Below are 26,796 nucleotides of genomic sequence, written 5' to 3'. Positions count from 1 at the left end.
TTGCTGGCGAAGGCGGTGCTTCAGTGATGGATGAGTTGACTGACACACTGCTTTCGCCAGCAAGCCGGCTCCCACAAAGGACTGCGCATTGCTACATAAAAGTCTCAGGTCTCGCTGGCCACGCCGGTCTTGCGGCGGGGGATGCCCAGACGCTGGCGACGTTCCCACAGGCACTTGCGGCTGACGCCGAGCTTGCGCGCCAGTTCGGTCTCGGTCATGTGGTCCTGGTGCTCAAGCACGAAGTGCTGGAAGTAGTCCTCCAGCGACAGGTCCTCGGTCGGTTCTTGCGCGGTTGAATTCGAGGACGGCTGCTGAGGCGCCAGACCAATGAACTCGTCGACGTCCAGATCACCCAGTTCGATATCGATACCCAGCAGGTCGGCCGAGATTTCCGGGCTCTCGCACAGAATCACGGCGCGCTCGACTGCGTTCTCCAACTCGCGCACGTTACCCGGCCAGGAATACTGACGAATGGCTTGTTCTGCATCAGGACCAAAGCGCAGATCGTTACGGCCTGCCTTGGCGCTTTGACGGGCGAGGAAGGCGTTGGCGATTTCATTGACGTCCGCGCCGCGCTCGCGCAGGGCAGGCAGTTTCAAGGCGATGACGTGGAGTCGGTAATACAAGTCCTCACGGAACTGGCCGACTTTGGCCAGGCTCTTGAGGTCGCGGTGGGTCGCGGCGATCAGGCGTACATCGACTTTCTGCGATTGCACCGAACCGACCCGGCGAATCTCGCCTTCCTGAAGCACCCGCAGCAGGCGCGCCTGGGCTTCAAGCGGCAACTCGCCAATCTCATCGAGGAACAGCGTACCGCCGTCTGCTGCCTCCACCAGACCTGCGCGTCCTGCGCTGGCGCCGGTGAATGCGCCTTTTTCGTGGCCGAACAGTTCGGACTCGATCAGCGTTTCCGGGATCGCGGCGCAGTTCACCGAGATCATCGGCGCTTTGGCGCGTCGGGACAGGTTGTGCAGGGCGCGGGCGACCAATTCCTTGCCGGTGCCGGACTCACCCTGAATCAACACGTTGGAATCGGTGGGCGCAACCTTGCGGATCTTGCCGTAGAGGTCTTGCATCGGCGGGCAGGAACCGATGATGCCGATCTCGCCGTTGCTGTTATCTGGCCCTTTGTCGGCGGCAGCGGCCTTACCAGGTACGGCAGCGCGTTCGGCCTGAAGGCTTTGTACCGTTTGTCGGTCGCGCAGGATGCGTGACACGGCCTGGAGCATTTCGTCGTGATCGAAAGGCTTGGCGATGTAATCCACCGCGCCCATCTTCATCGAGTCCACGGCCGAGCGCAGGCTGGCGTAGCTGGTCATGATCAACACGGGCTTGCCCTGACCCAGCTTGATCAGCTCGGTGCCGGGAGCGCCGGGCAGGCGCAAGTCGCTGACGATCAGATCAAACGAGGGGATGCTGAAACGTTCCTGAGCTTCCTGCACGGATCCGGCTTCACTGACCTGGTACTGATTACGTTCCAGCAGGCGACGCAAGGCAGAGCGGATAATGGTTTCGTCTTCGACGATCAAAATGTGCGGCATTGATTCGATACTCTCGACGGTCTCAGTTCACAGCGGACGTCGCTTCGACATGTCGCGGTAATGTCACCCGAATACGGGTTCCGCGTTGTTGCTCGGGGTCAGCCGGGCTGTCGATGGTGATTTGTCCATAATGCTCTTCAACGATGGAATAGACCAGTGCAAGCCCCAGTCCAGTCCCTTCCCCCGGATCCTTGGTGGTGAAGAACGGTTCGAACAAGCGGTCCATGATCGCTTTGGGTATTCCAGTGCCTTCGTCTTCGACGATCAAATCGACCGTGTGTTCGCTGGCTTCGCTCTTGACTCGCACTGCGCTGCCTGCAGGCGAGGCGTCACGGGCGTTGGAGAGCAGATTGATCAGTACCTGAGCCAACCGCTGAGGATCGCCATCGACCCAGTGGTTCGGGTTGCACAGGTTATAGAATTGCACTTCGAAATTACGTCGGTTCAGCGCGAGCAGACCAATGGCATCCTGCGCGACTTCGGCCAGGCACACCGCTTCGTCGGATTGTTGATGGCCGCCTGCGTGGGCGAAGCTCATCAGCGATTGCACGATGCGTGAGACGCGTTTGGTCTGTTCAAGGATCTGACTGCTGATTTCGGTCAGTTCCCCGTCCTCTTCGCGCTCTTCACGAAGGTTCTGCGCGAGGCAGGCGATGCCAGTGATCGGGTTGCCGATTTCGTGCGCCACCCCCGCCGCCAGACGACCGATGCTCGCCAGACGCTCGGAATGCACGAGTTTGTCTTCGAGCATCTGGGTGTCGGTCAAATCCTCCACCAGAATCACCAGGCCACTGTTGCCAGGGGCCAGAGGTTCGTCGATGGCTGCTTTGTGCAGGTTCAGCCAGCGGGTCTGCCCATCCAGCGCCAGACGCTGCTTGTGCAAGTGCTCGTCCGGCACGTTGATGAAGCCCAGCAGCAGTTGGCGCCATGGATCGACGATGGTTTCAAGGCGCGAGCCGACAACGCGTTGAGCGCCGATGCCGGTCAACTCTTCCATCGCCTTGTTCCACATCAGGATTTCCTGATCCTTGGCCAGCGAGCACACGCCCATCGGCAATTCCTGCAAGGTCTGGCGATGGTAGCGGCGCAGGGCGTCGAGTTCAGCGGCCAGGCCCGTGAGGCGGGAGTGATAATCCTCAAGACGGCTTTCGATGAAGTGGATGTCTTCGGTGACGTAGTTTTCGCTGCCGGATTTGTACGGCAGGAAGGTTTCGACCATGTCCTGAGCGACACTCGGCCCCATCAGGCCTGAGAGGTTGGCCTCGATGCGGTCGCGCAAGCGGCGCAAGGCATAAGGGCGGCGTTCGTCGAAAGGCAGGTACAGGTCGCGCAGGGCCTGTTCGACCTCTTTCTGCGCGGCCTTGGCGCCCAGCGGTTTGGCCAGTTGGGTGGCGAATTCCTGTGGCGATGCCGCGTACAGCTCGCGCCGTTGCGGACGGCGCACGTTATCGACGGCGCAGGCCTCAGCAGCGCTGGCTTCTTCGGGGCTGGGATTGCTGAACAACGAAATCAGCGTAAAGACCAGCACGTTGGCCGCCAGCGACGCAATGGCTGCCATGTGCCAACTGGTGTCATCCAGCACGTAGATCATGTTCAGCAGGGGAATGTAGAAGCCCTGAAAGTTGCCGATCAGCGGGAACAGCATGCTGACCATCCACACCACGATCCCGGCAATCAGCCCGGCCATGAAGCCCCGACGGTTGGCGGCAGGCCAGTACAGTACCGAGAGCACGCCCGGCAAAAATTGCAGTGTGGCGACGAAGGCGACGATGCCCAGATTGGCCAGATCCTGCTTGGCGCCCAGCATCAGGTAGAAGGCATAACCGGCCATGATGATGGCGACGATCAGGCCTCGGCGGGTCCATTTTAGCCAACGATAGATATTGCCTTCGGCGGGGGGCTGGTAGAGCGGCAGTACCAGATGGTTCAACGCCATGCCTGACAGGGCGAGGGTCGTGACGATGATCAGCCCGCTCGCCGCCGAGAGACCGCCGACGTAGCCCAGCAGTGCCAACAGCTTATTGTGGGCCGCAATGCCAATACCGAGGGTGAAATATTCCGGGCTGGTCGTCGCCCCCAGCTTCAACCCCGCCCAGAGCACCAGCGGCACAGCAAGACTCATTAGCAACAGGAACAGCGGCAGCCCCCAACTGGCGCTGACCAGCGAGCGCGGGTTGAGGTTTTCGGTGAACGTCATGTGATACATGTGTGGCATCACGATGGCTGACGCGAAAAACACCAGCAGCAATGTGCGCCATGGGCCTTCTTGCAAAGGGGTGTGCAGGGCAGCCAGTGCACTCTGGTTTTGCAACAGCCACTGTTCGAGACTTTGTGGGCCGTCGAATACCCCATACAGCGCGTAAATGCCGATGCCGCCGATGGCGACCAGCTTGATCACCGATTCAAAAGCGATCGCGAACACAAGCCCTTCGTGCTTTTCACGGGTAGCGATGTGGCGTGACCCGAAGAAGATGGTGAACAGAATGATCAGTACGCAAAAGGCGAGGGCTACGTAGTTGCGCACCGGCTCGCGGGTCAGGATACCGATGGAATCCGCAACGGCCTGGATTTGCAGGGCCAGCAGAGGCAGTACGCCGATCAGCATGAAGACGGTGGTCAGTGCCCCGGCCCAAGTACTGCGGAAGCGGAAGGCGAACAGGTCCGCCAATGACGAGAGCTGATAGGTCCGGGTGATTTTCAGGATCGGATAAAGCAGCACCGGGGCGAGCAGAAAAGCGCCCGAGACGCCCAGATAACTGGACAGAAAGCCGTAGCCGTATTCATAGGCGAGCCCCACGGTGCCATAGAACGCCCATGCACTGGCGTAGACCCCCAGCGACAGCGTGTAGGTCAGTGGGTGGCGAATGATCCAGCGTGGAATCAGACCACGTTCGCTGATCCAGGCGACGCTGAACAGCACCAACAGGTAGGCGGCGCTGACCAGAATCATCTGGGTCAGGCTAAAGCTCATCGGCATCTCGTTGGCTCTGCAGAATGAAAGTCACCACGATCAGGATCAGCCAAAGCATATAAGGCCTGTACCAAGCGCCTGTCGCGTCGATCCACCAGTCCATGATGGCCGGGGAGAATAGGTAGATGCCCACCACCAGGAGCAGGACCAGCCGATAAATGTACATGTGGCCTCCCAGGTTGTATGACCGAGACAAGCGCGGCATGGTAACGGATGGCTATCAGGCTGCAAGCGACGTTTCGGCCAGCTTTGTGCTGCAAATCGGTGTTGTAAATCGAGATAGCCGCTCTGGCTCAGTCTATTCGAGCTTCTTCGATACTGGCGACCCGTGGAATCAAATCCGCGTTCCAGTGGGCGATTCCCCAGTCCAGCACTTCCCTTGGGCTGGCGTACGACAGATCGCTCGGTGTCGACTGCCCCAGTGCCCGCAGCGCGCGAAGCAGCAGCGGCGTGGCCTGATCGGCGGACAGCGGCGGTGAGCGGTACGTTTTGCCCAGTTTGTGGCCGTTTGGCTGGGTGATCAGCGGGACATGCAAGTAACGCGGCTGAGGCAGGCCGAGCAGCTCTTGCAGGTACAGTTGGCGCGGTGTGGAGTCCAGCAGGTCGGCGCCGCGCACGATGTCGGTCACGCCTTGCCAGCCATCGTCGAGCACCACGGCCAGCTGATAGGCGTACAGCCCGTCACGGCGGCGAATCACGAAGTCGCCGACGTCACGCCCAAGATGCTGGCGAAACTCACCCTGAACCCGGTCCTCGAAGCGGTATTCCAGCTCCGGTACGCGAATTCGGATCGCCCCGCTTTCGGGGGAATGGCCAGCGTTACGGCAGAAACCCGGATAAATGCCCTGAAAGTCTTCCAGTTGTTTGCGCGAGCAGTTGCAGGCGTAGGCCAGCCCGTAGCTGAACCAGCGGTTGATGATGTCTTGATAGGCGTCGTGCCGGTCGCTCTGCTTGACCAGTTCGCCATCCCACTCAAACCCGTAAGTTTCCAGGGTGTTGAGGATGGCGGTTTGAGCGCCGGGTTCCTCACGGGGTGGGTCGAGGTCTTCCATGCGCATCAGCCATTGGCCACCGACTGCGCGCGCATCCAGATAGGACGCCAGCGCCGCGACCAGAGAACCGAAGTGCAGATAGCCACTGGGGGTTGGCGCAAAGCGCCCTATATAAGAAGGGGATTTCATGGGCGGTGATGGTACTGGAAATCAGATGTGCGAAAAACCGGAAGCATCCTCAGGTTCTGTAGGAGTGAGCTTGCTCGCGATCAGCCCGGGGGCGCGCTCGGCCGCAGCAGTCGTGGAACCTGTTACGTCGTTTCGCCTGACCCACCAAGTGGGGCGGTCGAAGGTGGCAGTGCTGAATTGTCTGCCCCAAAAATAAAGGACGCCGAAGCGTCCTTTGTTGTGCAGGAAACAGATCAGGATTTACCGACCTGCTTTTCCTTGATTTCAGCGAGTGTCTTGCAGTCGATGCACAGGTCGGCAGTCGGGCGGGCTTCCAGACGGCGCAGGCCGATCTCGATGCCGCAAGACTCACACCAGCCATACTCTTCGTCTTCGATCAGTTGCAGCGTCTTGTCGATCTTCTTGATCAACTTGCGCTCACGGTCACGAGCACGCAGTTCCAGAGCGAATTCTTCTTCCTGGCTTGCACGGTCGGCCGGATCGGGAAAGTTGGCTGCCTCGTCCTTCATGTGATCAACGGTGCGGTCGACTTCCTGCATCAGTTCCTGTTTCCACTTGTTCAGGATCTTGACGAAGTGAGCTCGCATGGGCGCGCCCATGTACTCCTCATCCTTTGCCGGAACATAGGGTTCGAAACCGCTAATCGTTTGGTTGCTCTTTTGCTTTTCTTCGGTGGGCATGAACGGACCGCCTCTCACTCTTCTAAGCCATTGCGCAGGGTAATGATCCTTCGCCGACACCTGCCGGCCCTGCGGCTGCAAGCGGGCGAACTTACCAGATCGAATCGGAGCGCGCCACTCCCGGTTGTCGAGCATGGCTCTACAACGCGCCCGTGAACTATGACCACGGCCAAAGCGCCCGGTTTTATATTATTTTGCAGTGCCATCAGTCTAGCCCCTTGCGTAATAACGTCGGGATTTGTGGATCACCGGCACATTCGACGGCGGATAAATCTGTCGGTTGAGGGGCGGTTGAGTAGAATCGTCGACCTGTTCCGGTATTTGTCATTAAAAGGAAGACCGATGTCCCAGCCCTACAGTGCGCGCAGTCGCGCCATCGAACCCTTTCATGTCATGGCGCTGCTGGCCCGTGCCAATGAATTGCAGGCGGCGGGGCACGATGTGATTCACCTGGAAATCGGTGAGCCCGATTTCACGACCGCGGACCCCATCATCAAGGCGGGTCAAGCGGCGCTGGCAGCCGGGAAAACCCGTTACACCGCCGCACGCGGCTTGCCTGAGCTGCGCGAGGCGATTTCCGGCTTTTATCAGCAGCGTTATGGCGTGAACATCGATCCGGGCCGCATTTTGATCACTCCGGGTGGCTCGGGCGCGTTGCTGCTGGCGTCGAGCCTGCTGGTAGACCCCGGCAAACATTGGCTGCTGGCCGATCCGGGCTACCCATGCAATCGGCATTTTTTGCGTCTGGTCGAAGGCGCCGCGCAACTGGTGCCGGTCGGGCCGGAGGTGCGGTATCAACTGACGCCGGAATTGGTCGCGAAACACTGGAATCAGAACAGCGTGGGCGCACTGGTCGCGTCCCCTGCGAATCCAACTGGCACGTTGCTGCATCGCGAGGAGTTGGCGGCACTGTCAGCGTCGCTCAAGGCTCGTGATGGTCATCTGGTGGTGGATGAGATTTACCATGGCCTGACGTACGGCACCGACGCCACCAGCGTGCTCGAAGTGGATAACGATGCGTTTGTGCTGAATAGTTTTTCAAAGTATTTCGGCATGACCGGCTGGCGATTGGGCTGGCTGGTGGCGCCCGAAGCGGCAATCGGCGATCTGGAAAAACTGGCGCAGAACCTCTACATCAGCGCACCGAGCATGGCACAAAGCGCGGCGCTGGCCTGTTTCGAGCCCCAAACGCTGGAAATCCTTGAGCAGCGTCGGGCCGAATTCGGCCAGCGCCGGGATTTTCTGCTTCCTGCACTTCGCGAACTGGGTTTCCACATTGCCGTCGAGCCAGAAGGCGCTTTCTATCTTTATGCGGAGATCAGCGCTTTCGGCGGCGATGCCTTTGCTTTCTGTCAGCATTTTCTGGAAACCGAGCACGTCGCGTTCACGCCTGGGCTGGACTTTGGTCGCCATCAGGCCGGGCATCACGTGCGTTTCGCCTACACCCAGAGCCTTGAGCGCTTGCAGGAAGCGGTCGAGCGGATCGCGCGCGGGCTGCGGAGCTGGCAAGGCTGATGCGTTTTTCTCCCGAACTCGAAGAGGCGCGGCTGTTGCAACGTTACAAACGTTTCCTGGCGGATATCGAAACAGCCAGCGGCGAGCGCCTGACGATCCATTGCCCCAATACGGGCTCGATGTTCAATTGCATGAAGCCGAACGGGCGCGTCTGGTTCAGTCGTTCCAATGACCCCAAGCGCAAGCTCCCCGGTACGTGGGAAATCAGCGAAACGCCACAAGGCCGTTTTGCCTGCGTGAACACGGGCCGGGCTAACAAACTGGTGGAAGAAGCGCTGTTGGCGGGCGTGATCACCGAATTGAACGGATTTACCGGGCTCAAGCGCGAAGTCCCGTACGGGCAGGAAAACAGTCGGGTCGACTTCCGCCTGGATTACCCGGACGGTTCGCTGTTTCTTGAGGTCAAGAGCGTGACGCTGGGGTTCGACGACAGCAACGTGGCGGCGTTTCCCGACGCGGTCACTCAGCGCGGCGCCAGACATTTGCGTGAACTGGCAGCGTTGGCACGGGAGGGCGTGCGTGCGGTGTTGTTGTACTGCGTCAATCTGACCGGGATCGAGGCGGTTCGACCCGCTGAAGAGATCGACGCCGCTTACGCTGTCGCCTTGCGAGAAGCGGTGGCGGCGGGCGTTCAGGTTCTGGCCTACGGGGTTCACTTGACGCACGAAGAAGTCCGCGTGGATCGAAAGCTGGACGTTCATCTCGCCAACGTCGTACTCACAACCTGATCCAGATACCCTGAGCGTTTTCGCCACATTCGATGACGCTCAGGTATTTTCCCTCGCAAGGGCCTGCAATGCATTCACCGCTCTCGATCAAGAACAGAGCGCCGTGAGTCGCGCATTCGATCAGGCTGGCGCTGGCGTCCAGGGACCGGTCAGGTTGCCATTCCAGTGGAATGCCACGGTGGGGGCAGCGATTGCGGTAGGCGTGCACTTGCCCCGCGCGCCTCACCACCAGCAGTTGGACGCCATTGACCTCAAACCCCCGACTCGTGCCCTCGGCCAAATCGATTCCGTTACATAAGTAATTCAGCGGAGCCACCTTCGCGCTTGACGTGTAAATGCAAGTCATTATCAAATTGCCCGGCTGTGACAGGCGGCCTAGTCTGACAGCTCCGCGAATGACGCGTCGACGCTACCCTTGTTCGGGAAGGCCATCAGGCGCGCTCTCTCTATATAAAGGACGCTTTCCCCTATGCGCTTCATTGCCAAGCTGACCGCTGCTCTGATCGGGCTTTCATTCTCTCATCTGCTGCTGGCGGACACGCAGTTGCCGCAGCGCTGGGTCAGTGCCGGTGGCGCGTTGACGGAGTGGATCGTTGCGTTGGGTGGGGAGTCGCATCTGGTCGGTATCGACACGACCAGCCAGCATCCGGAATCGATCAAGTCGCTGCCGAGCATTGGTTATCAACGCCAATTGTCGTCGGAGGGCATTCTCAGTTTGCGTCCGAATATTCTTGTCGGCACCGAAGAAATGGGACCGCCGCCTGTTCTGGAGCAATTGCGTGCGGCGGGCGTGAACGTTGAAGTCTTCTCGGCAGGTGCCGAGACCACAGCGCTTCAAGGCAATCTGCAAAAGCTGGGTGCGTTGCTGGGCAAGGAAAATCAAGCCCGCGAACTGAGTGAGCAGTACGTCAAACAACTGGATAACCAGCACGCTTGGGTCGACCAGGCTCAGCAGCATCAGTCGGCTCCGGGCGTGCTGTTGCTGGTCAGTCACGCGGGGTCCCGCCCTATGGTGGCGGGGGCTGGCACTGTCGGCGACTGGCTGATCAAGCAGGCGGGAGGTCGCAATCTGGCGACGCACAACGGCTACAAGATTTTCTCCACAGAGGCCATGGCGGGTTTGAATCCTGACGTTCTGGTTTTCACCGACCGCGCGCAGAGCAACGCCTCCTCTCGTGATGCGTTGTTCAAGGAGAATCCATTGCTGGCGGCCACCCAGGCTGCACGCAACAATCGTCTGGTCGAAGTTGATCCCACCTTGCTGGTCGGCGGTCTTGGGCCTCGCTTGCCTGATGCCATGAAAGCGCTGTCCAAGGCGTTCTATCCGGCGAGTACCTCGCTTAACGCCAACGTCACGCCAGCCCAATGAGGGTGACTCTTCAGCCCCGTAGGCTATTTAGTATCCTGATTGTCGGGTGTTTATTGGCCGTATGGCTGTCGCTGGCGTCAGGGCCTGTCAGCCTGCCTTTGATGGACACGTTGCGCGCGGGGTTGCGTCTGTTGGGGTGGCCTGTCGCCGGGGATGACTTGCAGCAGGCCGAGCTGATTCTGGGCCAGATTCGCGTGCCCCGAACGCTGCTGGGCCTTGCCGTCGGCGCCGTGCTGGCGTTGTCGGGTGTGGCGATGCAGGGGCTGTTTCGAAACCCTCTTGCCGACCCCGGCCTGGTCGGCGTATCCAGCGGCGCGGCATTGGGGGCAGCCGTGGCGATTGTCGCAGGCGCGTCGATAGGCGGGCTGCCAGAGGCGATCGCGCCTTATCTGCTCTCGATCTCGGCGTTTGGCGGCGGGTTGCTCGTGACTGCGATTGTCTATCGCCTGGGGCGTCGAGACGGACAGACCAGTGTGGGCATCATGCTGCTGGCGGGCGTGGCGATGACGGCACTGGCCGGTTCGATCATTGGTCTGTTCTCGTATCTGGCGGACGACGCGACCCTGCGCACGTTGACGTTCTGGAATCTCGGTACCCTCAACGGCGCGAGTTACGCCAGAGTCTGGCCATTATTGCTGGTCTGCGTACTGGTGATCCTGTGGTTGCCACGCCGGGCCAGGGCACTGAACGCCTTGCTGCTGGGAGAGTCGGAAGCGCGTCATCTGGGAATCGAGGTCGAGCGGCTCAAGCGCGAACTGGTGCTGTGCATCGCTTTGGGTGTGGGGGCCGCCGTCGCCGCAGCGGGGCTGATTGGCTTTGTGGGATTGATCGTGCCGCATCTGGTTCGCCTGCTGGCAGGCTCCGACCACCGCGTGGTATTGCCCGCGTCGGCCTTGGCGGGTGCCAGCCTGTTGCTGTTTGCCGACGTTTTTGCCCGGCTGGTGCTGGCGCCTGCCGAGTTGCCGATCGGCATCGTGACGGCTTTCATCGGGGCGCCGTTTTTCCTGTTTCTGCTGGTTCGAGGCCGCCCCTGATGATGAAAGCCGACAACATCAGCGTTCATCGGGATGGCAAGTCTGTGTTGGCCGATGTCAGCCTGACACTGGAGCCAGGACGCATGCTGGGCGTTTTGGGGCCGAACGGTGCTGGCAAGAGCACGCTGCTGGGCGCATTGTGTGGAGAGCTGAAAACCTCCCATGGGCAGCTTTGGCTGGACGGGCAGGCACTGTCGCATTGGTCGGGGCAGGCGCGGGCCAGACGGCTGGCGGTGCTGCCGCAGAGTTCGACCCTGAGTTTTGCGTTCAAGGTTCAGGAAGTGGTCGCGATGGGCCGCTTGCCCCACGACAGTGGCCGGGAGCGCGACGCCGAAATCGTTCAGGCCTCGCTTGAAGCGGCAGACGCCTGGCATTTGCAGGATCGCAGTTACCTCGCGCTGTCGGGCGGGGAGCGTCAGCGGGTCCACCTGGCCCGAGTGCTGGCGCAACTGTGGCCAGGCGAGGGTGGGCAAACGTTGTTGCTGGATGAGCCGACGTCGATGCTCGACCCATTGCATCAGCACACGACGTTGCAGGCCGTGCGTGAATTTGCCGATCGCGGCGGCGCGGTCATGGTGATCCTCCACGATCTCAACCTGGCCGCACGTTATTGTGACCGGTTGTTGCTGCTGGAGGCCGGGCGTCCTTATGCGTTGGGGGCGCCGGATGATGTGCTTACGCCGGATGCGCTCAAGGCGGTGTTTGGTCTTGATGTGTTGGTGCAGCGCCATCCGGAGCGGGGGCACCCTCTGATCATCGCGCGCTGAGCAAGGAGTTCGTGTGCGTCGTTATCTGCTGTTCTTGCTGGTGTTGTCCTTGGTGAGCGCCTGCCAGTCGCTCCCATCGTTACCGCCTCTCCCGACCTGGCAGAGCCCTGAAGGGCGCGAGCATGTGGATCTGGGCATGATCAGGGACTTGAACACCGGGCAAACGCTGACGCCGCAACAGCTGGTCACCCGCTTGGCGGTTGTGCCGCGCGTGCTGGTAGGGGAGCAACACGACAACCCTGATCATCACGCGCTGGAACTGTGGCTGCTGCAGGCGCTGGGCAATCAGCGCCCACAAGGCAGTCTGCTGCTTGAAATGCTGACGCCAGATCAGCAATCGAGCGTCGATGCTGTGCAGCGGGGCATCCAACAAGGCCAGTATCCGTCCGATCTTGAGCACGCACTGAGCTGGCAAAAGGGCTGGAACTGGGCGTTGTATGGCCCGGTGATGCGTTTCGCGCTGACCCAGTCGTATCCGGTGCTGGGGGCGAATCTGGGGGCGGAAGAGGTCGGTGCGATTTATCACCAGCGTCCGGTACTGAGTGGCACCTTTTCGACCCGCGACTCTGTGCGTGAAGCGCTTCTGTCGCAGGTTCGGGCATCCCACTGCGGCATGCTTCCCGAAGACGCACTGCCTGCAATGCTGGCGATTCAACAACAGCGAGACCGGCGAATGGCCCATCGCGTAGTGGAAGCGCCGACACCCGCATTGTTGTTTGCCGGCAGCTATCACGTCAGAAAGGACCTGGGCGTTCCATTGCACATGGCTGATCTGGGCAGCCCCGAGGCGCCCGTCGTGTTGCTGCTCGTTCAGGTCGGCACTGATGTCGAGCCCGGCAGCGCTGATTTCGTCTGGTACACCGCTGCGTTGCCGGATCAAGACTACTGCGCGCAAATGCGTGCGCCTTCTCAATGAGGGTGTTGTGGTCTTTGCAGGCAAAGTCCTAAGGACATTTCTTATAGTTGCGTAGGCTCGCTCTTGGACGCATCTGCGGGCGTCCACGCGTCCTCACTCTGGATTATTGTCGCTCCTCGAAACTGATCGGGTATCAAGGAGCGAGGCATGAACAGGGTGTACGAAAGTGATGAAGAGGTGGCGCAAAAGGCGTTGGGGTTGCTGGAACTGACGTCGTTGAATGCAGACGACTCTCCCGAACGCATCATCGCGTTGTGCGAGCGGGCGCTGACCCCGGTGGGCAACGTTGCAGCCGTCTGTGTGTCATCCAGGTTTGCCGGTCTGGCACGCAGGACACTCGATACGTTGCGTGCCCGAGAAGTCAAAGTTGTGGCAGCGGTCAACTTCCCGAGTGGAGGTGCTTCGATTGCAATGGCGGAATCGGAAGTCCAGTCGGCTCTTCAGGTCGGCGGGGATGAGGTCGATCTGGTGTATCCCTTCCATGCACAGTTGGCGGGAAACAAGCAGATCGGCAGTGAAATGATCGCAGCATGTCGGGCCAAATGCGGACAGCGTGCAATGCTCACTGTCACCCTGGAAACCGGCGTACTGCGTGATCCGCAGATCATCCACAGTGTTTGCCATACCTCGATCCGTGAAGGGGCCGCCTTTCTCAAAACCAGCACGGGCAAACAGATTGTCAGTGCGACACCTCAAGCCGCTCGCATTCTGATGGAGGCGATTGCCGAGCTGGGTTCTCAGGTGGGACTCAAGGCGTCTGGCAATGTACGTACGCTGGATGAGGCTCGCAGTTACCTGGAAATGTCCCAGGCCCGGTTCGGTACTGGCTGGCTGCAACCGGAGAGGTTGCGATTGGGCGCCAACAGTCTGCTGGACGACCTGCTTGCACATTTGGGGGTTCGCCCGTAAGGGTGATACAAAAACTTCGGGCAAAAAAAGACCCGGCAAAAAGCCGGGTCAAAAACCGTGATTAGCCTGATGAGGAGATAATCTGAGAGTCCGAACCAAGGAGCCTTTCAGGTTACCAGCCAGTCTCGCGACCGGATGTGATAATCATAGTGATTCTCATTTGTAAGTCAACAGGCTTTTTAAAACTATTTTTTTGCGCCGTTTGCGGGGGGTATTGAGGCTTCCTGATCAAGCCTGATGAGTTGCCGGTTGAGTGACGCTTTCAACTCGCTGGGCAAATCACACCAGTGACGGTCACATAATGCGCCTTCGAGGGCATAAAGCAGGGTTCTCGAGGCGCTGAAGCCGCGGTTTTTGACCGCGTGATAGGCGTGGATGGCGCCGAGGCGTCGCAGATCGGTCGCGTTGTGAATACCGGATGCGTGTAACCATTGAGCAGAGGTTTTACCCAGATTTTTCATCCTTAGCAGTTCGTCGTCCATGATGCCTCCTGGCATGAGTTGTCGATTCGGTGGTGCTTTCCCTGACTCGTAAGAACTGCCGATACAAGTCGTGAATCAAGTGTAGTTGCGTGCAGGGCGGCCTTTCGCGCAGGTACGGGGAGATTGCGGCTCAGGTGCCGGACGGTAGCTTCAAACGAGGGGCGTCAATTGACACAAGCCCGGCATGGCCGCGCATGCAGGGCAGGAGAGAGGTGTCGCGCAGGTGTCGCAACCAGCCGTCAGCGAGTGCGATAGCGCAGGCGAGTACCGAAATTGACCGACATAAGGATTTCGTCAGCGCTCAGTTCAGCCGGGAAATAGGCCCCGGAAATCTGGGCATGAGCGATGCTGGCGCCTTCGAGGGACGCTGTGCGGAAGTCGACACCACGCAAGTCCGCCGAGCGGAAGTAGGCGTCGGTGAAGTCGATTTCATCGGCATTCAGATCGCGAAGGTCCAAGCCCCGAAAATCCCCGCCGGCCAAGTCAATCGGGCCGTTTTTAGGACGCTGAAGATTAAAGGCGTTCACGTCATCTTTTCGCAGCAAGGCGAAGAGCGGCGAGTCGAGCTGTTTGGGCTGGGTCATCTTGGCGTCACCTTGTTGGAATTCTGACGCCATTATAATGCCACCACTATCGAGCCGTGAAGAGACCCTCTTCACGATTCGATAATTCAGTCCGGCTTAGAGGCCTGGCAGGCACTGGCGGATGTCCGTTACCAGCTTGTCCAGATCCCCGCTGATGTTGGTCTCCACGTGGCGGCTGCGCAACGTTTCGTCAGGAGTCAGTGGTTCGCGGCTCGCCAATTGCGCCTCGATAACTTCCATCGTTGCGTCGGAAGGATCCTCATTCTGCGCCTGACGTTGCGCCAGCCAACCTTCGATAACGGCTTTTGGAGCGGAGCAATCGAGAATCAGGAAGGGGGCGCCAATGGCTTCAACAATCTGTGCCGTAGCCTGGCGTTGGGCAAGTTTCAGATAAGTGGCATCGACCACCACCGGGAAGCCTGCGCGCAGCACGACTGCGGCCAGCTCGTTCAGGCGCTGGTAGGTTTTCGCACTCACGTGCGCCGAGTACAGGTCCTGGCTCTCGCCGAACAGACGCTTGCGCTCTACGTCCGAGCGCAGGCGGATGGCGCCCAGCGCCTCAACCAGACGCATAGCGACATGGCTTTTGCCCACGGCGGAAACGCCGTGGGTAATGGCCAGGAAATTCGAAGGAATTGCGCTGTAGCTTTCTGCCAGGTTGGCGTAGTTGCGGTACTGGCGCAGCGTGGCAGCGCGCTGAATGTTATCGGTGTCGGGTTGCAGGCTGAACAGCGCCACTTTCGCCCGCACCAGTGCACGATAAGCCTTATAGAAATTCAGCAGCTCCAGGCCTGCGTAATCGCCGGTGTACTCCAGGTACTGACTGATCAGGCGGCGCGACAGGCTTTTCAGGCCGCGGTCTTCCAAGTCCATCGCAAGGAAACCGATATCGGCGTAAACGTCGGTCATGCGGAACGGTTCGTTGAATTCGATACAGTCGAAAATCACCACCTTGCCGTCGATCAACGTGATGTTACCCAGATGAATGTCACCGTGGCATTCGCGAATGAAGCCGTCCTGCTTGCGTTGGGCCAGCAGGGGCTTGAGACGATCGAAACTGGTGTTGGCCCACGCTTCCAGTGCCTGCAACTGAACCAGGTCGGCCTTATCGCTGAGGAAAGGCAGGATCTGTTCGAAGTTCTGGGTCACGGGAGCCATCACGCTCTCGGGCGAACCCAGCACGTTTTCCGTGAGCACGCGTGGGGCACTGATATGGAAATCGGCGATTTGACGCGCCATGTCATCGATATGGGCGGTCGTCAGCTCGCCCTTGGCCTGTAGCGTGCTGAGCAGACCGTCTTGAGAGAACTGGCGCATTTTCAGCACGTACTCGATAGGCTCACCTGTGCCGCCCAGTTGGGGGGCTTCAGCGGTGCCGGTGACGGGCAACACTTCCAGATACAAATTGTCGGTCAGGCGCTGGTTGAGCTTCAGTTCCTGTTCGCAGAAGTGGCCACGCGCCGCCAGTGTGGTGAAATCGAGGAAGCCGAAGTTCATCGGCTTTTTGATCTTGTAGACGTAGGGACCTGTGAGCAATACCCAGGAAATGTGCGTCTCGATGACCTGAAACTGGTCCACAGGGTGGTCGAACAGGGCAGGATTTTGCAGCGCTGCTATCAGAGTCTGGCTCACGGACGGTCCTTGAAAGGTGGTAAGTCGATATTGATGTGACTAAAGGTGGCCATTATGGCCGCTCGGCGCATTGCTGAAAACCGCCAAGAGGGTGGTCTGCCGACGGCTTTGAAAGTGCGTATAATCCGCCGCCATGACTCGATCCCGCACTTCAAAAAAAGCCCCGAAACCCACCAACAGCCGCCTGCGCAGCCTGTTGGGCTGGGTCCTCAAACTCAGCCTCGTCGGGCTGGTGGTACTGGCCTGCTTCGCCGTTTACCTCGACTCCATCGTTCAGGAAAAATTCTCCGGCAAGCGCTGGACGATCCCCGCCAAGGTCTATGCACGTCCGCTGGAACTGTTCGTCGGCCAGAAACTGTCGCGTGACGACTTCCTGATCGAGCTCGACGCACTGGGTTATCGCCGTGAAAGCGTTGCCAACGGGCCGGGCGCGGCGTCGGTGAACGGCAACAACGTCGACCTGAACACCCGTGGCTTTCAGTTTTATGAAGGCGCGGACCCCGCTCAGCAGATTCACGTGCGCTTTTCCGGCGATTACGTCGCCGATCTGACCGCCGCCAACGGCTCCAAACTGGCCGTGGCCCGCCTTGAGCCGCTGTTGATCGGTGGGTTGTACCCGAAAAACCTCGAAGACCGGATTCTGATCAAGCTGGATCAGGCGCCGCCGTACCTGCTCGATACGCTGGTCACGGTGGAAGACCGCGATTTTTATCATCACTTCGGGGTCTCACCGAAGTCGATCGCCCGTGCTTTTTGGGTCAACGCCTCGGCGGGCCAGATGCGCCAGGGTGGTTCGACGCTGACCCAGCAGTTGGTGAAGAACTTCTACCTGACCAACGAACGTAGCCTCACGCGCAAACTGACTGAAGCCATGATGGCTATCCTGCTGGAGATCCACTACAGCAAGCAGGAGATCCTTGAGGCGTACCTCAACGAAGTTTTCGTCGGTCAGGATGGGCAGCGTGCGGTACACGGTTTTGGTCTGGCCAGTCAGTATTTCTTCAGTCAGCCACTTTCTGAACTGAAGCTGCATCAGGTTGCGCTGTTGGTCGGGCTGGTCAAAGGGCCCTCCTATTACAACCCGCGGCGCAATCCGGATCGCGCCCTTGAACGCCGTAATCTGGTGCTCGATTTGCTTGAACAGCAGGGTGTCGCCACGCCTGAAGCCGTTGCCGCCGCGAAGAAAATGCCATTGGGCGTGACCAAAACCGGTTCGTTGGCAGACAGTTCGTTCCCGGACTTCCTCGATCTGGTCAAGCGTCAGTTGCGTCAGGACTACCGTGATGAAGACTTGACCGAAGAAGGCCTGCGTATTTTCACCAGTTTCGATCCGATCCTGCAGATGAAGTCCGAGGCCGCCGTTCGCGAAAGCTTCGCCAAGATCGCAGGGCGCAAAGGCGCGGACGAAATGGAAACGGCGATGGTCGTGACCAACCCGGAAACAGGTGAAGTTCAAGCGTTGATCGGCAGCCGTCAGGCCGGGTTTGCGGGCTTCAACCGCGCTCTGGATGCGGTGCGTCCGATTGGCTCGCTGGTCAAACCGGCCATTTACCTGACAGCGCTGGAGCGTCCGCAGCAATACACGCTCACCAGTTGGGTGCCGGACGAGCCGTTCCAGGTCAAAGGTGCCGATGGCCAGATCTGGAAGCCGCAGAACTTCGATCACAAGGCCCATGGCAATATCTTTCTGTACCAAGGGCTGGCGCATTCCTACAACCTGTCCAGCGCCAAGCTGGGGTTGGATCTGGGCGTGCCGAACGTCTTCAAGACACTCACCAAGTTGGGTGTAACACGTGACTGGCCGACGTTCCCGTCGATGCTGCTGGGGGCGGGAGCGTTGAGTCCGATTGAAGTCGCGACCATGTACCAGACCATCGCCAGTGGCGGTTTCAATACCCCGTTGCGCGGGATTCGCAGCGTGTTGACGGCGGAAGGTGAGCCACTCAAGCGTTACCCGTTCCAGATTCAACAGCGCTTCGATCCGGGTTCCATCTATTTATTGCAGAACGCCATGCAGCGTGTGATGCGCGAAGGCACCGGCAAGTCGGTGTACAACGTGTTGCCAGGTACGCTGAATCTGGCAGGCAAGTCCGGTACGACCAACGATTCCAGAGACAGTTGGTTCGCCGGCTTCAGTCAGGATTTGCTGGCGATTGTCTGGATGGGGCGCGACGATAACGGCAAGACGCCATTCACGGGGGCGACGGGGGCGTTGCAGATCTGGACCACCTTCATGAAGAAGGCCGATCCACTGCCGCTGGACATGGCGATGCCCGATAACGTCGTGATGGCCTGGGTCAATGCATCGACCGGGCAGGGCACTGATGCAAGCTGCCCAGGCGCGGTACAGATGCCGTATATTCGCGGCAGTGAGCCGCAACCCGGCCCGACGTGTGGTGGCCCGACAGCCCCTGCCGAATCGGTGATGGACTGGGTCAAAGGCTGGTTGAACTAAGCGAAGAGGGTGTGAAGTGAACAAGTGGTGGATTCCGGCTTTAACGGCCCTGGCTTTGCTCAACGGTTGTGCGACGCAGACACGCAGTAACATTCCTGTCGTGGATTCCGGCTCGCGCGTTTCCAATAGCGAGCGCGTCTCAGCCAATCGCAACAACACCTACCGTGCGCCTGTGCAACAGAATCAGGCGCCGCAAGCGCTTGATCAGGATTCGGGTGTGACGGTGATGGTGCCGGGCGGGGCGGGTGCCGCACCGATTTCGACGTTCGTACCGCCGACTTCTGCGCCGATCAGCACAAGCCCTGTCGGCGCTTCTTCGGGCAGCCAGGCGCCGATCAACAACACCTACACGCCACCTGCCGCCACGACCAATACGTACACTATGCCGTCCTCGGCGCCGACCGGTATTCCTTCGGCCTCCAGCGGTGGTCTATCGGCTGACGAGCAGCTCGACGGCCCGGTGCTTGCCTTGCTGACCACGGCTCAGCAACAGCAGAGCAGCGGCGACCTCAACGGTGCTTCTTCCAGTCTTGAGCGTGCTCAACGTGTCGCGCCACGTGAGCCTCAAGTCCTTTATCGTCTGGCGCAGGTGCGTCTGGCTCAAGGCGATGCACCTCAGGCCGAGCAACTTGCCCGTCGAGCGCTGACCCTTTCGAACGGGCGCGCGGATCTGCAAGCCAGCCTCTGGGGCCTGATCGCTCAGGCGCGCGAGAAGCAGGGCGACGCAGCGGGCGCTGCACTGGCTCGGCAGAAGGCGAATGGATAAGCGATTTCCCCAAGTGGCCGATCAACTGTTGTTGATCGAGCGTGAGCTGCGTGTTCTGGACTGGTGGAGCGAGCTGCCGCCGAGCGACGACGCGCTGGCGAGCCGCGAGCCTTTTTGCGTCGATACGCTGGATTTTCACCAGTGGCTGCAATGGATCTTCCTGCCCCGGATGAAAATCATTCTGGAGCAGGATATGGCGTTGCCGAATGCGTCGGGCATTCTGGAAATGGCGCAGATGGTCTATGCGGGCCAAGCCCAGAAAACGCGCCAGTTACAGGCGTTGCTGGCGCAGTTCGATCGCCTGATTACCGAGGCTTCCTGATCATCAGTTGCACGTGTCGTCGATGGACGTCTTGACCTCGGCGATGCGTGCTTGGCGTTCCTCTTCCGTGAAGCGCTTGAATTCCCCATTCACCTCCTCACGAACTCGCGGGTTGTTCTGCAACTGGGCGAGATTGGTGCGCTGGCGTTCGCAATAGTCCTTTCGCTTGGCTTCTTGCGCGGCCACCTGCTTTTTGACCTTGGCGTCCACGGCTTGCTGCTCCTGATTGGAATCAGGTTGCACGGGGGCGGCGGGGGGAGGCGTGACCGGTTTCTGGGATTCGATTTCCTGAGAGGGTTGCCCGGCAGGGGGCTGGGCGTCGAAGTGCGTGACGCCTTGAGCGTCCACCCATTTATAAATCTGGGCGGCCTGACCAGTGGCAGGACCAACTGCCAGCGTCAGCGTGGCAGCGAGCATCATCCAGCGCATACGGCTTCCTTCATTTCGTTTGCTGTGCGGTTGAAACCTACCACAAGCAGGTAACAACGACCTCATTCGGTGCTTTTTCGGGGGTCGTGAGTGAAGAAAGCGCATGGATGACTTGACTTGAGAGGGGCGAATCAGAACAATCCAAAGTCCGCTGTAGAGGGACTGCCAGAAGCAGACCGTCTCAGCAGATCATGAGGCGCACACCCGCGTCGACCTGTTACACCCGCAACGCGTTACCTCGCGCTGGGTGGGAAGACCTCGAAACACTTAAGGGGCGATCCCAATACTTGCTCAGTCAGTGCTGACGTAGTCGGCGACCACCGTCGCTCATGCTCTGCTGGCAGTAAACCTATTAAGACCCGTCTCCTCTTTTGTGGACGGTATTCTGGCGTTTTAGAGGTGAACAACGTGGAGCTTTTATCTGGCGCTGAAATGGTCGTCCGCTTTTTGCGTGACGAAGGCGTTGAGCATATCTATGGGTACCCCGGCGGTGCCCTTCTGCATATTTACGATGCGCTGTTCAAAGAACCGGCAGTGAGCCACATCCTCGTTCGTCACGAACAGGCTGCCACTCACATGGCGGACGGTTATGCGCGCGCTACCGGTAAAGCAGGTGTGGTACTGGTGACCTCAGGTCCCGGTGCAACCAACGCCATCACCGGTATCGCGACGGCCTACATGGACTCGATTCCGATGGTCGTACTGTCGGGACAGGTTCCAAGCACGATGGTCGGCACCGACGCCTTCCAGGAAACCGACATGATCGGTATCTCCCGCCCAATCGTGAAGCACAGCTTCATGATCAAGCACCCGTCGGAAATCCCGGAAGTGCTGAAGAAGGCGTTCTATCTGGCGCAGTCCGGCCGCCCTGGTCCTGTCGTTGTCGATATTCCGAAAGACATGACCAACCCGGCTGAGAAGTTCGAATACGTGTTCCCGAAAAAAGCCAAGCTGCGCTCCTACAGCCCGGCTGTTCGTGGTCACTCGGGTCAGATCCGCAAAGCGGTGGAAATGCTGCTCGCTGCCAAGCGTCCAGTTATCTACTCCGGTGGTGGCGTGGTCATGGGCAACGGTTCCGCACCACTGACCGAACTGGCCCAACTGCTGAACGCTCCGGTCACCAACACTCTGATGGGGCTGGGCGCCTACCCGGGCACCGATCGTCAGTTCGTGGGCATGCTGGGTATGCACGGCAGCTACACCGCCAACCTGACCATGCACCATGCAGACGTGATTCTGGCCGTCGGCGCGCGTTTTGATGACCGCGTCATCAACGGTGCGGCGCGCTTCTGCCCCGGTGCGAAGATCATCCACATCGACATCGACCCAGCGTCGATCTCCAAGACCATCAAGGCAGACGTGCCAATCGTGGGTCCTGTGGAGAGCGTGCTGACCGAAATGGTGGCGACCCTCAAGGAAATCGGCGAGACCCCTAACAAGGAGTCCGTTGCGACCTGGTGGAAGCAGATCGACGAATGGCGTGCGGGCGGCGACCTGTTCCCGTACAACCGAGGCGATGGCAGCCTGATCAAGCCGCAAACCGTGATCGAAACCCTGTGCGAAGTCACCAAGGGCGATGCTTATGTGTCCTCCGACGTGGGTCAGCACCAGATGTTCGCGGCGCAGTACTACCGTTTCAACAAGCCTAATCGCTGGATCAACTCCGGTGGTCTGGGCACCATGGGCTTCGGTCTGCCGGCCGCCATGGGTGTTGCACTGAGCTTCCCGGATGCCCACGTCGCCTGTGTGACGGGTGAGGGCAGCATCCAGATGAACATTCAGGAACTGTCGACCTGCCTGCAGTACAACCTGCCGGTCAAGATCATCCTGCTCAACAACGGTGTGCTTGGCATGGTTCGTCAGTGGCAGGACATGAGCTACAGCGGCCGTCACTCGCACTCCTACATGGAGTCGTTGCCTGATTTCGTGAAGCTGGTCGAAGCCTATGGTCACGTCGGGATGAAGATCACCGATCTGAAAGACCTGAAGCCGAAGATGGAAGAAGCGTTCGCGATGAAAGACCGTCTGGTGTTCCTCGACATCCAGGTCGACGTTGCCGAGCACGTCTATCCGATGCAGATCAGAGACGGCTCGATGCGTGACATGTGGCTGAGCAAGACGGAGCGTACCTAACATGCGGCACATCATTTCGCTTTTGCTGGAAAACGAACCGGGTGCTCTGTCGCGCGTCGTCGGCCTGTTTTCGCAGCGTAACTACAACATCGAAAGCTTGACGGTGGCGCCGACCGAAGACTCGACTCTGTCGCGTCTGACGCTGACCACCGTGGGCCATGATGAAGTGATCGAGCAGATCACCAAGAACCTCAACAAGCTGGTTGAAGTGGTCAAGCTGGTCGATCTGTCGGAGAGTGCTCACATCGAGCGCGAACTGATGCTGATCAAGGTCAAGGCCACTGGCGCACAGCGCGCCGAGATCAAGCGCACCACGGACATTTTCCGTGGCCAGATCGTTGATGTTTCCAGCAGTGTCTACACCGTGCAGCTGACAGGGACGAGCGACAAACTGGATAGCTTTATTCAGGCCATTGGCACCACCGCCATCCTGGAAACCGTACGCAGCGGCGTCACGGGTATTGCCCGTGGCGACAAAGTGCTGAGCATCTAACCCACACATTTAGCGAATGGCCTGAACGGCCAAGATAACAGGGGAATTTCATGAAAGTTTATTACGACAAAGACTGCGACCTTTCGATCATTCAGGGCAAAAAAGTAGCCATCATTGGTTACGGCTCCCAAGGCCACGCTCAAGCGTGCAACCTGAAAGACTCCGGCGTCGATGTCACCATCGGTCTGCGCAAAGGTTCGGCAACCGTCGCCAAAGCTGAGGCCCATGGCCTGAAAGTGACTGACGTTGCGACCGCTGTGGCTGCTGCCGATCTGGTCATGATCCTGACCCCTGACGAATTCCAAGGCCGTCTGTACAAAGACGAAATCGAGCCGAACATCAAGAAAGGCGCCACCCTCGCCTTCTCCCACGGCTTCGCGATTCACTACAACCAGGTCGTGCCACGTGCTGACCTGGACGTGATCATGATCGCGCCAAAAGCGCCAGGCCACACCGTACGTACCGAATTCGTCAAAGGCGGCGGTATCCCTGACCTGATCGCTATCTACCAAGACGCTTCGGGCAACGCCAAGAACGTCGCTCTGTCCTACGCTTCGGGCGTTGGCGGTGGCCGCACCGGCATCATCGAAACCACGTTCAAAGACGAAACTGAAACCGACCTGTTCGGCGAACAAGCCGTACTGTGCGGCGGTACCGTCGAGCTGGTCAAAGCCGGTTTCGAAACCCTGGTCGAAGCGGGCTACGCGCCAGAAATGGCTTACTTCGAGTGCCTGCACGAACTGAAGCTGATCGTTGACCTCATGTACGAAGGCGGTATCGCCAACATGAACTATTCGATCTCCAACAACGCCGAATACGGCGAGTACGTGACCGGCCCTGAAGTCATCAACGCCGAATCCCGTCAGGCCATGCGCAACGCTCTGAAGCGCATCCAGGACGGCGAATACGCGAAGATGTTCATCGCTGAAGGCGCGAGCAACTACCCATCGATGACCGCCAAGCGCCGCAACAACAAGGCCCACGGCATCGAAATCATCGGCGAGCAACTGCGCTCGATGATGCCTTGGATCGCGAAGAACAAAATCGTCGACCAGACCAAAAACTAAGATTCTCTGAATCTGGTTTCGGTGTAAGAAAGAACGCGACCTTAAGGTCGCGTTTTTTCGTTATGGGGACTCATCTGGTATAAAGCAGCATCGTTTGCTGCCGCGTGTTGCTGCGAGCATTTGTCGAAAATTCATAGCTGCAAGGTATTGTCCATGAGCGAACGTCCTGAGCCGAACAAGGCCTCTGACGCCGAAAGCCTGCTACCGATCGATGAACATATAGAAGAAGGGCATGACGCCGAGGGCCGCAAGGTCCGTCATCGGGGTATCTATCTACTGCCGAACCTGTTCACCACGGCTAACCTGTTTGCCGGGTTCTACGCCATCATCAGCGCGATGAGTGCACAAAGTGCGCTGAGTGCGGGGGATGCTGCGGGAGCGAGCAAGTACTTCGCCTTTTCTGCCATCGCCATCTTCGTCGCGATGGTGCTGGATGGGCTGGATGGGCGTGTTGCGCGGATGACCAACACTCAAAGTGCATTTGGTGCCGAGTATGATTCCCTGTCTGACATGGTCGCTTTTGGCGTGGCGCCTGCGTTGCTGGCCTTCGGCTGGGCGTTGGGCGACATGGGCAAAGTGGGCTGGATGGTTGCCTTTATCTATGTTGCCGGGGCCGCGCTACGTCTGGCGCGCTTCAATACCCAAGTCGGTAAAGCTGACAAGCGTTACTTTATTGGCCTGGCGAGTCCTGCGGCTGCCGGGGTTGTGGCGGGCACAGTCTGGGCGTTCAGCGATTACGGCATCCAGGGTTCCAAGTTGTCGTTCCTCGTCGCGTTGCTGGTTGCGGCGGCTGGCATGTTGATGGTCAGCAATATCAAGTACAACAGTTTCAAGGAACTGGACCTCAAAGGGCGCGTGCCTTTCGTTGCGATTCTGGCGGTCGTCTTGGTATTTGCTGTGGTGTTCAGCGATCCGCCGCGCATCCTGCTGTTGATTTTCCTGGGCTATGCGGCCTCGGGACCGATTCAGTATCTGCTGCGCCTGCGTCGTCATAAATAGCGTTATAGATTCATTTCACACCTAACTGCGCAGCCTATAAGGTGGAGTCATTCACCTTGGCTGCGGAGTCGCCATGCTTATCAAAGTCCCTTGCGCATCCGATTGCAAAGAGTCGGATGTCACGCCTGAATCCATCTACCTTTCACGCCGTGCTGTCTTGGGCGCCTCACTGGCAGGGATTGCTGTTGGTGCACTGCCGTCATGGGCGCAAGCTGCCGATGTGTCGCAATACGCCGGGGTCGAGGCCGGGAACGCGCCGAACTGGTTCAAGGAAAAATTGCCCACGACCCGGTGGCAAGCTGTGACCGTTCAGAACGAAGCCATTACGCCCTTCAAAGACGCGACTCACTACAACAACTTCTATGAATTCGGCACTGACAAGGGGGATCCTGCTCAGAACGCCGGGTCGTTGAAAACCGAACCGTGGACTGTTGTGGTCGATGGAGAAGTGGGTAAGCCGGGGCGCTATGCGCTGGAAGACTTCATGAAGCCCTATCAACTGGAGGAGCGCATCTATCGTCTGCGTTGTGTGGAGGCGTGGTCGATGGTGATTCCATGGATGGGCTTCCCTCTCGCTGAATTGCTCAAGCAGGTCGAACCCAAGGCAAATGCCAAATACATTCGTTTTGAAACGTTGCAGGATCCGAAGGTCATGCCGGGTCAGAGATCTGGCTTTGCACTTATCGATTGGCCCTATGTCGAGGGGCTGAGACTGGATGAGGCGATGAATCCATTGACGATTCTCGCGGTGGGAATGTATGGCCGTGAGTTGCCGAATCAGAACGGCGCACCTCTGCGCTTGGTCGTGCCGTGGAAATACGGTTTTAAAAGCGTGAAATCCATCGTCCGTGTCAGTCTCGTCAGCGAGCAACCCAGAACTACCTGGCAGAGCATTGCGGCGAACGAATATGGCTTCTATGCCAATGTGAACCCGACGGTCGATCATCCGCGCTGGACGCAGGCGCATGAGCGCAGGCTACCCAGTGGCCTGTTCAGTCCCAATATCCGGCAAACGGAAATGTTCAATGGCTATGGAGAGCAGGTCGCCTCTCTCTATGCGGGTATGGATCTGCGGAAGAATTATTGATGCGTTATTTGTTATGGCGATTGGCGGTTTTCATTGCCGTATGCGTTCCCCCGGTAGTCTGGCTGCATAAAGCGTGGATTCTTGATCTGGGGCCTGACCCTGGAAAAGCGCTGGTAGACCTGTTCGGTCTGGGGACGCTGGTGTTGCTGTTGATCACGCTGGCGATGACGCCGCTGCAGCGGGTCACTGGTTGGGCGGGGTGGGTGATCGTCCGGCGCCAGTTGGGGCTGTGGTGCTTTACCTATGCAGTGCTGCACATGCTGGGGTATGGCTTCTTCATTCTTGGGTTTGACTGGGCTCAGTTAGGTGTCGAACTGGTCAAGCGCCCCTACATTATTGTGGGTAGCCTTGCGTTTGTTGGCTTGCTAGTGCTGGCGGTTACTTCCAATCGGTATAGCCAGCGTCGTTTGGGGGCGAAGTGGAAGAAGCTGCATCGGCTGGTTTATCCCATACTCGGGCTTGGATTGCTGCATATGCTATGGATCGTCAGGGCTGACCTCAAAGAGTGGGCCATTTATGCAGGGATCGGGAGCGTGTTGTTGGTCCTGAGAATTCCCGTAATTGCTGGGCGTATCCCGCGGCTCTCGGGTAAAACAAGCAGCCGCTGTAACAAAAGTTTAAATTAGTGCTTGACGCCCCTGCAGATGTCTCTATAATTCGCCCCACTTCCGGCGCAGTAGGAACCGAAAACTCCTTGTAGATCAACGAGTTAACGGTTTCTAGATAGAGTTGGAGG

26 protein-coding genes are annotated in these 26,796 nt (G+C 59.0%); 16 read left to right on the top strand and 10 right to left on the bottom strand.

From position 1 onward, the window contains the following. Positions 1–104 precede the first annotated feature (104 nt). The 5 genes from ACI2KB_RS28690 to dksA form a co-directional block, all read right to left on the bottom strand. A complete protein-coding gene (locus ACI2KB_RS28690) occupies positions 105–1,541 on the bottom strand; it encodes a sigma-54-dependent transcriptional regulator (RefSeq protein ID WP_404640427.1) in 1,437 nt (478 codons plus the stop codon). 22 nt (positions 1,542–1,563) lie between these two features. Then, positions 1,564–4,518, bottom strand: coding sequence for a sensor histidine kinase (locus ACI2KB_RS28685; protein WP_404640425.1), 2,955 nt, complete (start codon positions 4,516–4,518; stop codon positions 1,564–1,566). Next, on the bottom strand, positions 4,502–4,678 hold the full coding sequence (locus ACI2KB_RS28680) for a hypothetical protein (protein WP_002552060.1): 177 nt from the start codon (positions 4,676–4,678) through the stop codon (positions 4,502–4,504). The genes ACI2KB_RS28685 and ACI2KB_RS28680 overlap by 17 nt, the downstream gene beginning before the upstream one ends. A 127-nt stretch (positions 4,679–4,805) precedes the next feature. Next, the gene (gene gluQRS / locus ACI2KB_RS28675) at positions 4,806–5,693 is read right to left on the bottom strand and encodes a tRNA glutamyl-Q(34) synthetase GluQRS (protein WP_404640423.1); all 888 of its coding nucleotides are present in this window, start codon (positions 5,691–5,693) and stop codon (positions 4,806–4,808) included. A 233-nt stretch (positions 5,694–5,926) separates the two neighbouring features. Then, positions 5,927–6,373 (bottom strand): RNA polymerase-binding protein DksA, encoded by a 447-nt coding sequence (gene dksA, locus ACI2KB_RS28670; protein WP_404640421.1) that lies wholly within the window; start codon positions 6,371–6,373, stop codon positions 5,927–5,929. Between the two features lie 342 nt (positions 6,374–6,715). On the opposite strand from dksA, the gene ACI2KB_RS28665 reads away from it, so the two are divergent. Next, a complete protein-coding gene (locus ACI2KB_RS28665; RefSeq protein WP_404640419.1) occupies positions 6,716–7,888 on the top strand; it encodes a pyridoxal phosphate-dependent aminotransferase in 1,173 nt (390 codons plus the stop codon). Beyond that, a complete protein-coding gene (gene sfsA / locus ACI2KB_RS28660; RefSeq protein WP_404640417.1) occupies positions 7,888–8,616 on the top strand; it encodes a DNA/RNA nuclease SfsA in 729 nt (242 codons plus the stop codon). The genes ACI2KB_RS28665 and sfsA overlap by 1 nt, the downstream gene beginning before the upstream one ends. Here the strand turns inward: sfsA and ACI2KB_RS28655 are convergent. Next, positions 8,606–8,923, bottom strand: coding sequence for a Rieske (2Fe-2S) protein (locus ACI2KB_RS28655; RefSeq protein WP_404640445.1), 318 nt, complete (start codon positions 8,921–8,923; stop codon positions 8,606–8,608). The two genes, sfsA and ACI2KB_RS28655, sit on opposite strands and share 11 nt — an antisense overlap. Positions 8,924–9,085: 162 nt before the next feature. Here ACI2KB_RS28655 and ACI2KB_RS28650 point away from each other — a divergent pair, with 162 nt between their 5' ends. The 5 genes from ACI2KB_RS28650 to deoC all read left to right on the top strand — a co-directional run bounded on the left by ACI2KB_RS28650 (position 9,086) and on the right by deoC (position 13,611). Beyond that, positions 9,086–9,985 (top strand): hemin ABC transporter substrate-binding protein, encoded by a 900-nt coding sequence (locus tag ACI2KB_RS28650; protein WP_404640415.1) that lies wholly within the window; start codon positions 9,086–9,088, stop codon positions 9,983–9,985. After that, positions 9,982–11,019: a FecCD family ABC transporter permease gene (locus ACI2KB_RS28645; RefSeq protein ID WP_404640413.1), complete on the top strand. Its 1,038-nt coding sequence runs from the start codon at positions 9,982–9,984 to the stop codon at positions 11,017–11,019. Before ACI2KB_RS28650 ends, ACI2KB_RS28645 begins: the two co-directional genes overlap by 4 nt. Next, on the top strand, positions 11,019–11,786 hold the full coding sequence (locus ACI2KB_RS28640) for a heme ABC transporter ATP-binding protein (protein ID WP_404640411.1): 768 nt from the start codon (positions 11,019–11,021) through the stop codon (positions 11,784–11,786). The genes ACI2KB_RS28645 and ACI2KB_RS28640 overlap by 1 nt, the downstream gene beginning before the upstream one ends. A 13-nt stretch (positions 11,787–11,799) precedes the next feature. Continuing rightward, positions 11,800–12,702: a ChaN family lipoprotein gene (locus tag ACI2KB_RS28635; protein WP_404640409.1), complete on the top strand. Its 903-nt coding sequence runs from the start codon at positions 11,800–11,802 to the stop codon at positions 12,700–12,702. Positions 12,703–12,849: 147 nt separating this feature from the next. Then, positions 12,850–13,611, top strand: a complete 762-nt coding sequence (gene deoC / locus ACI2KB_RS28630; protein ID WP_404640407.1) for a deoxyribose-phosphate aldolase — start codon at positions 12,850–12,852, stop codon at positions 13,609–13,611. A gap of 185 nt (positions 13,612–13,796) precedes the next feature. On the opposite strand, the gene ACI2KB_RS28625 is transcribed toward deoC, so the two are convergent. From ACI2KB_RS28625 to ACI2KB_RS28615, 3 genes are all read right to left on the bottom strand, one after another. Next, on the bottom strand, positions 13,797–14,093 hold the full coding sequence (locus ACI2KB_RS28625; RefSeq protein ID WP_404640405.1) for a TfoX/Sxy family protein: 297 nt from the start codon (positions 14,091–14,093) through the stop codon (positions 13,797–13,799). Between the two features lie 239 nt (positions 14,094–14,332). Next, positions 14,333–14,677, bottom strand: coding sequence for a pentapeptide repeat-containing protein (locus tag ACI2KB_RS28620; protein ID WP_404640403.1), 345 nt, complete (start codon positions 14,675–14,677; stop codon positions 14,333–14,335). Positions 14,678–14,773: 96 nt separating this feature from the next. Beyond that, entirely contained in the window at positions 14,774–16,309 is a 1,536-nt protein-coding gene (locus ACI2KB_RS28615; RefSeq protein WP_404640401.1) for a bifunctional aminoglycoside phosphotransferase/ATP-binding protein, read from the bottom strand. A gap of 133 nt (positions 16,310–16,442) precedes the next feature. Between ACI2KB_RS28615 and mrcB the strand changes: the two genes are divergently transcribed. The 3 genes from mrcB to ACI2KB_RS28600 are packed head-to-tail and all read left to right on the top strand — an operon-like array spanning position 16,443 to position 19,852. Beyond that, a complete protein-coding gene (gene mrcB / locus ACI2KB_RS28610) occupies positions 16,443–18,764 on the top strand; it encodes a penicillin-binding protein 1B (protein WP_404640399.1) in 2,322 nt (773 codons plus the stop codon). A gap of 16 nt (positions 18,765–18,780) precedes the next feature. Beyond that, positions 18,781–19,530, top strand: coding sequence for a hypothetical protein (locus ACI2KB_RS28605; RefSeq protein WP_404640397.1), 750 nt, complete (start codon positions 18,781–18,783; stop codon positions 19,528–19,530). Further along, entirely contained in the window at positions 19,523–19,852 is a 330-nt protein-coding gene (locus ACI2KB_RS28600) for a YqcC family protein (RefSeq protein WP_404640395.1), read from the top strand. The genes ACI2KB_RS28605 and ACI2KB_RS28600 overlap by 8 nt, the downstream gene beginning before the upstream one ends. A gap of 3 nt (positions 19,853–19,855) precedes the next feature. On the opposite strand, the gene ACI2KB_RS28595 is transcribed toward ACI2KB_RS28600, so the two are convergent. Next, positions 19,856–20,281, bottom strand: a complete 426-nt coding sequence (locus tag ACI2KB_RS28595) for a DUF4124 domain-containing protein (RefSeq protein WP_404640393.1) — start codon at positions 20,279–20,281, stop codon at positions 19,856–19,858. 408 nt (positions 20,282–20,689) lie between these two features. Here ACI2KB_RS28595 and ACI2KB_RS28590 point away from each other — a divergent pair, with 408 nt between their 5' ends. From ACI2KB_RS28590 to msrQ, 6 genes are all read left to right on the top strand, one after another. Continuing rightward, positions 20,690–22,414, top strand: a complete 1,725-nt coding sequence (locus tag ACI2KB_RS28590) for an acetolactate synthase 3 large subunit (protein WP_404640391.1) — start codon at positions 20,690–20,692, stop codon at positions 22,412–22,414. Position 22,415: 1 nt separating this feature from the next. Further along, on the top strand, positions 22,416–22,907 hold the full coding sequence (gene ilvN / locus ACI2KB_RS28585) for an acetolactate synthase small subunit (protein ID WP_404640389.1): 492 nt from the start codon (positions 22,416–22,418) through the stop codon (positions 22,905–22,907). 50 nt (positions 22,908–22,957) lie between these two features. Beyond that, positions 22,958–23,974, top strand: a complete 1,017-nt coding sequence (gene ilvC, locus ACI2KB_RS28580) for a ketol-acid reductoisomerase (RefSeq protein ID WP_404640387.1) — start codon at positions 22,958–22,960, stop codon at positions 23,972–23,974. Positions 23,975–24,127: 153 nt separating this feature from the next. Further along, positions 24,128–24,973 carry a CDP-diacylglycerol--serine O-phosphatidyltransferase gene (pssA, locus tag ACI2KB_RS28575; protein ID WP_404640385.1) on the top strand — a complete coding sequence of 282 codons (846 nt, stop codon included), beginning with the start codon at positions 24,128–24,130 and terminating at the stop codon, positions 24,971–24,973. A 73-nt stretch (positions 24,974–25,046) separates the two neighbouring features. Then, positions 25,047–26,060, top strand: coding sequence for a protein-methionine-sulfoxide reductase catalytic subunit MsrP (msrP, locus tag ACI2KB_RS28570; protein WP_404640383.1), 1,014 nt, complete (start codon positions 25,047–25,049; stop codon positions 26,058–26,060). Next, positions 26,060–26,686, top strand: coding sequence for a protein-methionine-sulfoxide reductase heme-binding subunit MsrQ (gene msrQ / locus ACI2KB_RS28565; protein ID WP_404640381.1), 627 nt, complete (start codon positions 26,060–26,062; stop codon positions 26,684–26,686). Before msrP ends, msrQ begins: the two co-directional genes overlap by 1 nt. Positions 26,687–26,796 lie beyond the last annotated feature (110 nt).

Source organism: Pseudomonas sp. NPDC088444 (assembly GCF_044900175.1).
Classification (GTDB): domain Bacteria; phylum Pseudomonadota; class Gammaproteobacteria; order Pseudomonadales; family Pseudomonadaceae; genus Aquipseudomonas.
Note: the sequence above shows the minus strand (reverse complement) of the source record. Positions and strands in the feature narration are given on the sequence as shown.